General features: G+C 45.0%; 6 protein-coding genes. 1 reads left to right on the forward strand and 5 read right to left on the reverse strand.

All coding sequences use genetic code 11. From position 1 onward, the window contains the following. Window positions 1–266 precede the first annotated feature (266 nt). The 3 genes from MWU32_RS02670 to MWU32_RS02680 form a co-directional block, all read right to left on the reverse strand. Window positions 267–1,409 carry an IS91 family transposase gene (locus MWU32_RS02670; protein ID WP_246937542.1) on the reverse strand — a complete coding sequence of 381 codons (1,143 nt, stop codon included), beginning with the start codon at window positions 1,407–1,409 and terminating at the stop codon, window positions 267–269. Between the two features lie 2 nt (window positions 1,410–1,411). Beyond that, complete coding sequence (locus MWU32_RS02675; protein ID WP_246937544.1) at window positions 1,412–2,014, reverse strand: tyrosine-type recombinase/integrase; 603 nt, start codon at window positions 2,012–2,014, stop codon at window positions 1,412–1,414. Window positions 2,015–2,723: 709 nt separating this feature from the next. Next, the gene (locus MWU32_RS02680; RefSeq protein ID WP_246937546.1) at window positions 2,724–3,779 is read right to left on the reverse strand and encodes an IS110 family transposase; all 1,056 of its coding nucleotides are present in this window, start codon (window positions 3,777–3,779) and stop codon (window positions 2,724–2,726) included. Between the two features lie 216 nt (window positions 3,780–3,995). Here MWU32_RS02680 and MWU32_RS02685 point away from each other — a divergent pair, with 216 nt between their 5' ends. Beyond that, window positions 3,996–5,009 (forward strand): alpha/beta hydrolase family protein, encoded by a 1,014-nt coding sequence (locus tag MWU32_RS02685; RefSeq protein ID WP_246937548.1) that lies wholly within the window; start codon window positions 3,996–3,998, stop codon window positions 5,007–5,009. Window positions 5,010–5,286: 277 nt separating this feature from the next. Here the strand turns inward: MWU32_RS02685 and MWU32_RS02690 are convergent, their stop codons facing one another. Both MWU32_RS02690 and MWU32_RS02695 read right to left on the reverse strand, forming a co-directional pair. Continuing rightward, a complete protein-coding gene (locus MWU32_RS02690) occupies window positions 5,287–6,429 on the reverse strand; it encodes an IS91 family transposase (RefSeq protein WP_246937542.1) in 1,143 nt (380 codons plus the stop codon). A 2-nt stretch (window positions 6,430–6,431) separates the two neighbouring features. Further along, a complete protein-coding gene (locus MWU32_RS02695) occupies window positions 6,432–7,034 on the reverse strand; it encodes a tyrosine-type recombinase/integrase (protein WP_246937544.1) in 603 nt (200 codons plus the stop codon). Window positions 7,035–7,422 lie beyond the last annotated feature (388 nt).

Below are 7,422 nucleotides of genomic sequence, written 5' to 3' on the forward strand. Positions count from 1 at the left end.
AATAACTAAGCATTCGTGTGGTCGGTACGACCCAACATGAATGCAGTGTTGACTGAACCGGAGCTTTTCGGTTTGCCTCTATGGGGATTGGTCTAATTTGGAATGGATTTTCAGTAGTTGGTCTTTCGTGATTCGGGGTCGTTGGCTTCTGTTTTTGCCAAGGAATCAAAGCGCACTTTACATGTTGTAGTTTCTCTTCTCTATTTTTTAGTTTTATCTGGTCGTTTTCTTACGTTTTGGCCATAGAAGTCCCATTACGTCGGGATTCACGTTTTTTCATTAGGTCTGTTTAACTGTTTTTTGATTTGTTCTTGCCAGTGTTGCGGTGGCCCACGGGCAGGGAAGGTCGCGATGGTAACGAGGTTTCCTTGCTTGCAGACCGGGCACCTGCGGTGCATTAAAGGCTCCGTTGCTTTAAATTCTGGTTTACCGAGCTCTTCCTGTAATCCTGGGATGATCGTTCTTTTATAATAGCTGCTCAAGATGCCGTAGTGCCTGATACGGGTAAAGCCTTTAGACAGGATATGCAGCGAAAAACGCCTTATAAATTCAGCATCGGGCAGTTCGAGTATCGTTCTTTTACCTCCGTGTCGATAGTCCTTTACCATAAATCGAACGTTTCCACTTTCAAGACTTTTTATCCGATGGTTGCTTATCGCGATCTTATGGGTATAGCGCCCTAGATATTCTATTACCTGCGAGGGTCCAAAGAATGGACGTTTGCAATAGACGACCCACTGGTTTTTGAACAGACTTTCGTAAAAAGAACGGGACTTCGATTTCCCCAACTCCTTGCGTAGGCCAGCTACAAAACGGGCCCTGAACACCTTGCTCATCGCCCTTACAGGAAACAAGTACTTTCCCTTGCCCTTGGTGGGTTTCCATTTGCCAGATTTAGCAATACCGCCCCCTGGAACAATGCAGTGCAGGTGTGGGTGCAACGAGAGGTTCTGCCCCCAGGTGTGCAGGATGGCGATCATTCCCATCTTGGCGCCCAGGAACTTGGGGTTGGCACCAAAATCTCCAATGATACTCCAGGCTGTTTTGAACAAAAGGTTGTACACCAATTTTGGCTCGTATAGACATAACCGGTTCAGCCCACTGGGCAGGGTAAAGACCACGTGGAAGTAAGAGACCTTTAGTAAATCTGCCTCCCTTGCCCGGATCCATTCTTCCTTCTTGTGTCCCTGGCACTTGGGACAATGGCGGTTGCGGCAACTGTTGTAGCTAAGATGAAGCTTATGGCACCTCGCATTGTCGCAACGATCTATATGGCCGCCCAAGGCGGCAGTGCGGCACTTGCGCAAGGCGTGAAGGGTGCGAACCTGCCAACTGTTGGCACAATAATGGGCAAGGTGCTCCCTGTTGCGCTCCAGTACGTGCGCTACTTCATAATCGGGATAGGACATCTCTATCGGCCATAAAGCCTATCCAACGGACTGAACGGCTTTTGCCTACCCGATTGTGCCACATGGAGGTAGATAAGGGTCGTTTGGATATCTGCGTGCCCCAAGAGGTCTTTTATGCTCATGATGTCCAGGCCCATCTCCAAAAGATGGGTAGCATAGCTATGGCGCAGAATATGGGCGGTAATTTCCTTTGGGATTCCGCTGCGCTTGCGAGCCTCTCGGACGATCCATTGTACCCCTTGTGAGGAAATTTTAACTGGATTACCTGTCCTGTCATTGCCAGTAAAGCACCAAGTGACCGGGTTTTCTGCCAAGAAGTACGTCTTTAGGCCACGGATCTGCATCTCGGACAAGGGAACGTAGCGATCCTTGCGACCCTTGCCCTGGCGCACGTGCAGCATCTTCCTGTCGAAATCCAAGTCCTTACGCTGAAGGTTGCGAAGCTCAAAATTGCGGAGCCCACAACCATAGAGCATGGCAAGAACCAATCGATGCTTAAGCAATTTTGGGGTCTTCAGCAGTTGTTTTATCTCCCTTTGGTTCAATACCACGGGGAGTTTCTTGGGGCGTTCAATGGAAGGAAGTATGACCCGCATTTCTTTCATCCCAAAGATGCGGTAGGCATAGCGAAGTCCATAAACGGTGTGCTTGAAAAAACTGTCGGATGGAGTCTTGTGCTGTGACTTTAAAACGTGCAGATAATCCAGGATCTGCTCCTGATCCAGATCAAGTGGACTACAGTTGAAATGGAATCCGATGTGCGCCAGACAGCGGGCATAGTTGGTAAGGGTGCTCTGGCTCTTGCCGGAGAGTTCTACCGAACGCTTGAGCTTGTGGTAGAGTGCTGCAAACCCAGGAACCGAAATAATAGCCCTTTCAATGAGGGTGTCATTTTTTTTTCATAATATTGAGTATTACATTAAACCTTGATCCTAAAGGTAGTGAATCGTGATGGAAACGTCGCGTGAAGCTACCTTTAGGTTTAGTTCAACACCGTATCCTATGAAAAGCACTAGCCTAGTTCTCCAAAGTTAATATTTATTTTTTAATTATCTCATATTGATGATTATGTGGTGTTGGAATGTTGATAATTCCGATAGGATTATCAATATTCCAATGCCTTTAAATAACTTACTCCGCATCCTATATGTGATCCATTCCAAAACATGATGGTCACCAGCATCTGTATGATTGTGAGTTATAATAAACCTGGCCACTTGCTAAAAATGTGTGATACCTATTAATCTGGTTCACCTACGGTGTTTTGTGATACAGGCTTTGCTACTTTTTTGTGAGCTTAGTTATTGGTTTATATTATTCTATGACACCTATGGTGTATGGTATTTCTGTTTTTATCACCACCAAGGTCCTACTCAATAATTTACGGGCCACCTTGACTATGATACTTTTTACGTTCTTACCTACATGCTTTCGGTAATAGGACTGCATTATGGGATCTGTACGTATGGCCTGCCATGAAGCCCCTATAAAATAGCTCCGCATTAAACGATGCGCTCGGATGGTAATACCTGTGGCTCTTTGATTGTCGCCACTTTGATGGACACCTGGTGCCAGACCAACATAGCCCACCAAATGTTTGATGTTATTGAAACGTCGCAGATCGCCCAGTTCGCAAATGATGCCACAGGCTACGATACCTCCGATTCCGGGGATACTGCGAAGTAAATAATAATCTTTCTTATAATGCTTGCGACAGTAAGCCCTCAGATTTGTAGAGACGTCCCTAAGCTCTTTATCTATAAATCTAAAACTGCGCATCCTGCTATCAAGCGTCTCGCGTGCCGTGGGGTTGGCAAAAGCCATTGAATTAAGCCAGTGTCTAAAGTTATGGCTCCAATGGTCATTGTCAAACTCCTCTGGAACACTGATCCCAAAATAAAGCAGCTGCATTTTTACAACACTCTTTATGCGCCTAAAATTCTTGACCAGATCGTTACGCCGTCTAAAAAGACTTCGAAGCTGCTCGCGATCCACTTCTGGAATGTGGATACCGCCCAATCTTCCATCCTTCAATCCTCTTGCTATCAGTTGCGCATCGATCTTATCAGTTTTGGTAAAACGCTCCTTTCTCTTGCGGTGAATGTCTGCTAGATTCACTACCAATGAGCGCCATCCATAACCCTCAAAGCCTCTATGGGCATGATAACCACAACAACCTGCCTCGTAGGCTGTTGCCACTTCATGGTCCGCAAAATGTTTCCTGACATAGGTTTTCAATGCTTCTGGTTCGGGTGGCATCGTAAACGACCTACCAGAAAACAAATCGGTCGCACAGTGAATTTTCCAACTCCGCTTGTGGATGTCGATGCCAATGTATAACTTTGGTTGAGCAGTTTGTTCAGTTTTCATAACTTATTGTTTTGGTGAACTTTAAAGATACTGGACTTTCTGCTTTTTCATGGATGCTATAAGCTTCGGCTTGGTCAGTCCTCACTTGGAAAATCCTGCGAATTTTCCAAAGCCGGTTTATATTTGGAGAGGTTCGTGCCGTAGCAAGCCACGGCTCATATATATAAACGTTGTATTTGAAAAAAAACATCCGTCATTTAATGAAATACGAGAATAATGAAACAAATTGCTATCCATTTCCTTACCCTGTTTACGATTAATTTTGCACTTGGTCAGCCTAAATTACCAACAGATTATGGACTTAAACATTTTTCCATAAAAGATACTTTATTGGGAGATATAAATTTCTACGTAACCGAAAAAGGAATTGAAACCAAAAAGCCATTACTTATATTATTGGATGGATCTGGCAATTTTCCATTAAAGTCATATATCAAAAAAAATGACGGTACTTCACAGATTATCGGTAGTATTCCCTTTAAATTTGACAAACTTTCAGCCAAATATCACGTTGTCCAAATTAGTAAGCCTGCAACACCATTCCTCGACAGTCTGAACGTCAATTCATTCGAGGAATTTGCTGAAGAATACAAACCCTCAAAAGGCTACAATGAAAAATTGAGTTTGGATTGGCGAGTAAATTCCGCTTCAAAGGTTATTGACTTTCTTATCAACGAGCTTCAAGTCGATGAAAATGATATTATCCCAATTGGCTATTCAGAAGGCGGTCAAGTTGTACCTAAACTTGCATTAACAAATAAAAAAGTAACTAAAATTGTTAGTATAGTCGGTGGCGGTCTTAACCAATTTTACGATTTCGTCACAGCCGAGAGGTTGAAAGCACAAAAGGGAATTATTTCAGCAGATAGTGCCCAAGTTCATATTGATATTTTACAAGAGAAATTCAGAGAAATATACGAGAACCCAAAAACGACCGACAAATTTTGGATGGGACATACCTACCAAAGATGGGCGAGTTTTTGCAACGACGTGCCTTTAGAAAATATGTTAAAGTTGGATATTCCAATTTTATTAGTATCAAGCGGATTTGATGAAAATTCGCCAATTACCGGAATTGATTATGCAGAAATCGAGTTTTTAAGACAAGGAAAAGAAAACTTGACTTACAAAGTATATCCAAATTGTGACCATTGGTTTAACGACCAAAAAATGGAAACGAACCGATTATCTGAAATGATGGATTTTGTGATTAATTGGACATCAGAATAAAAACGTTGCACAATAACTAAGCATTCGTGTGGTCGGTACGACCCAACATGAATGCAGTGTTGACTGAACCGGAGCTTTTCGGTTTGCCTCTATGGGGATTGGTCTAATTTGGAATGGATTTTCAGTAGTTGGTCTTTCGTGATTCGGGGTCGTTGGCTTCTGTTTTTGCCAAGGAATCAAAGCGCACTTTACATGTTGTAGTTTCTCTTCTCTATTTTTTAGTTTTATCTGGTCGTTTTCTTACGTTTTGGCCATAGAAGTCCCATTACGTCGGGATTCACGTTTTTTCATTAGGTCTGTTTAACTGTTTTTTGATTTGTTCTTGCCAGTGTTGCGGTGGCCCACGGGCAGGGAAGGTCGCGATGGTAACGAGGTTTCCTTGCTTGCAGACCGGGCACCTGCGGTGCATTAAAGGCTCCGTTGCTTTAAATTCTGGTTTACCGAGCTCTTCCTGTAATCCTGGGATGATCGTTCTTTTATAATAGCTGCTCAAGATGCCGTAGTGCCTGATACGGGTAAAGCCTTTAGACAGGATATGCAGCGAAAAACGCCTTATAAATTCAGCATCGGGCAGTTCGAGTATCGTTCTTTTACCTCCGTGTCGATAGTCCTTTACCATAAATCGAACGTTTCCACTTTCAAGACTTTTTATCCGATGGTTGCTTATCGCGATCTTATGGGTATAGCGCCCTAGATATTCTATTACCTGCGAGGGTCCAAAGAATGGACGTTTGCAATAGACGACCCACTGGTTTTTGAACAGACTTTCGTAAAAAGAACGGGACTTCGATTTCCCCAACTCCTTGCGTAGGCCAGCTACAAAACGGGCCCTGAACACCTTGCTCATCGCCCTTACAGGAAACAAGTACTTTCCCTTGCCCTTGGTGGGTTTCCATTTGCCAGATTTAGCAATACCGCCCCCTGGAACAATGCAGTGCAGGTGTGGGTGCAACGAGAGGTTCTGCCCCCAGGTGTGCAGGATGGCGATCATTCCCATCTTGGCGCCCAGGAACTTGGGGTTGGCACCAAAATCTCCAATGATACTCCAGGCTGTTTTGAACAAAAGGTTGTACACCAATTTTGGCTCGTATAGACATAACCGGTTCAGCCCACTGGGCAGGGTAAAGACCACGTGGAAGTAAGAGACCTTTAGTAAATCTGCCTCCCTTGCCCGGATCCATTCTTCCTTCTTGTGTCCCTGGCACTTGGGACAATGGCGGTTGCGGCAACTGTTGTAGCTAAGATGAAGCTTATGGCACCTCGCATTGTCGCAACGATCTATATGGCCGCCCAAGGCGGCAGTGCGGCACTTGCGCAAGGCGTGAAGGGTGCGAACCTGCCAACTGTTGGCACAATAATGGGCAAGGTGCTCCCTGTTGCGCTCCAGTACGTGCGCTACTTCATAATCGGGATAGGACATCTCTATCGGCCATAAAGCCTATCCAACGGACTGAACGGCTTTTGCCTACCCGATTGTGCCACATGGAGGTAGATAAGGGTCGTTTGGATATCTGCGTGCCCCAAGAGGTCTTTTATGCTCATGATGTCCAGGCCCATCTCCAAAAGATGGGTAGCATAGCTATGGCGCAGAATATGGGCGGTAATTTCCTTTGGGATTCCGCTGCGCTTGCGAGCCTCTCGGACGATCCATTGTACCCCTTGTGAGGAAATTTTAACTGGATTACCTGTCCTGTCATTGCCAGTAAAGCACCAAGTGACCGGGTTTTCTGCCAAGAAGTACGTCTTTAGGCCACGGATCTGCATCTCGGACAAGGGAACGTAGCGATCCTTGCGACCCTTGCCCTGGCGCACGTGCAGCATCTTCCTGTCGAAATCCAAGTCCTTACGCTGAAGGTTGCGAAGCTCAAAATTGCGGAGCCCACAACCATAGAGCATGGCAAGAACCAATCGATGCTTAAGCAATTTTGGGGTCTTCAGCAGTTGTTTTATCTCCCTTTGGTTCAATACCACGGGGAGTTTCTTGGGGCGTTCAATGGAAGGAAGTATGACCCGCATTTCTTTCATCCCAAAGATGCGGTAGGCATAGCGAAGTCCATAAACGGTGTGCTTGAAAAAACTGTCGGATGGAGTCTTGTGCTGTGACTTTAAAACGTGCAGATAATCCAGGATCTGCTCCTGATCCAGATCAAGTGGACTACAGTTGAAATGGAATCCGATGTGCGCCAGACAGCGGGCATAGTTGGTAAGGGTGCTCTGGCTCTTGCCGGAGAGTTCTACCGAACGCTTGAGCTTGTGGTAGAGTGCTGCAAACCCAGGAACCGAAATAATAGCCCTTTCAATGAGGGTGTCATTTTTTTTTCATAATATTGAGTATTACATTAAACCTTGATCCTAAAGGTAGTGAATCGTGATGGAAACGTCGCGTGAAGCTACCTTTAGGTTTAGTTCAACA

The sequence above is a fragment of the Gelidibacter sp. F63206 genome (genome assembly GCF_023015735.1).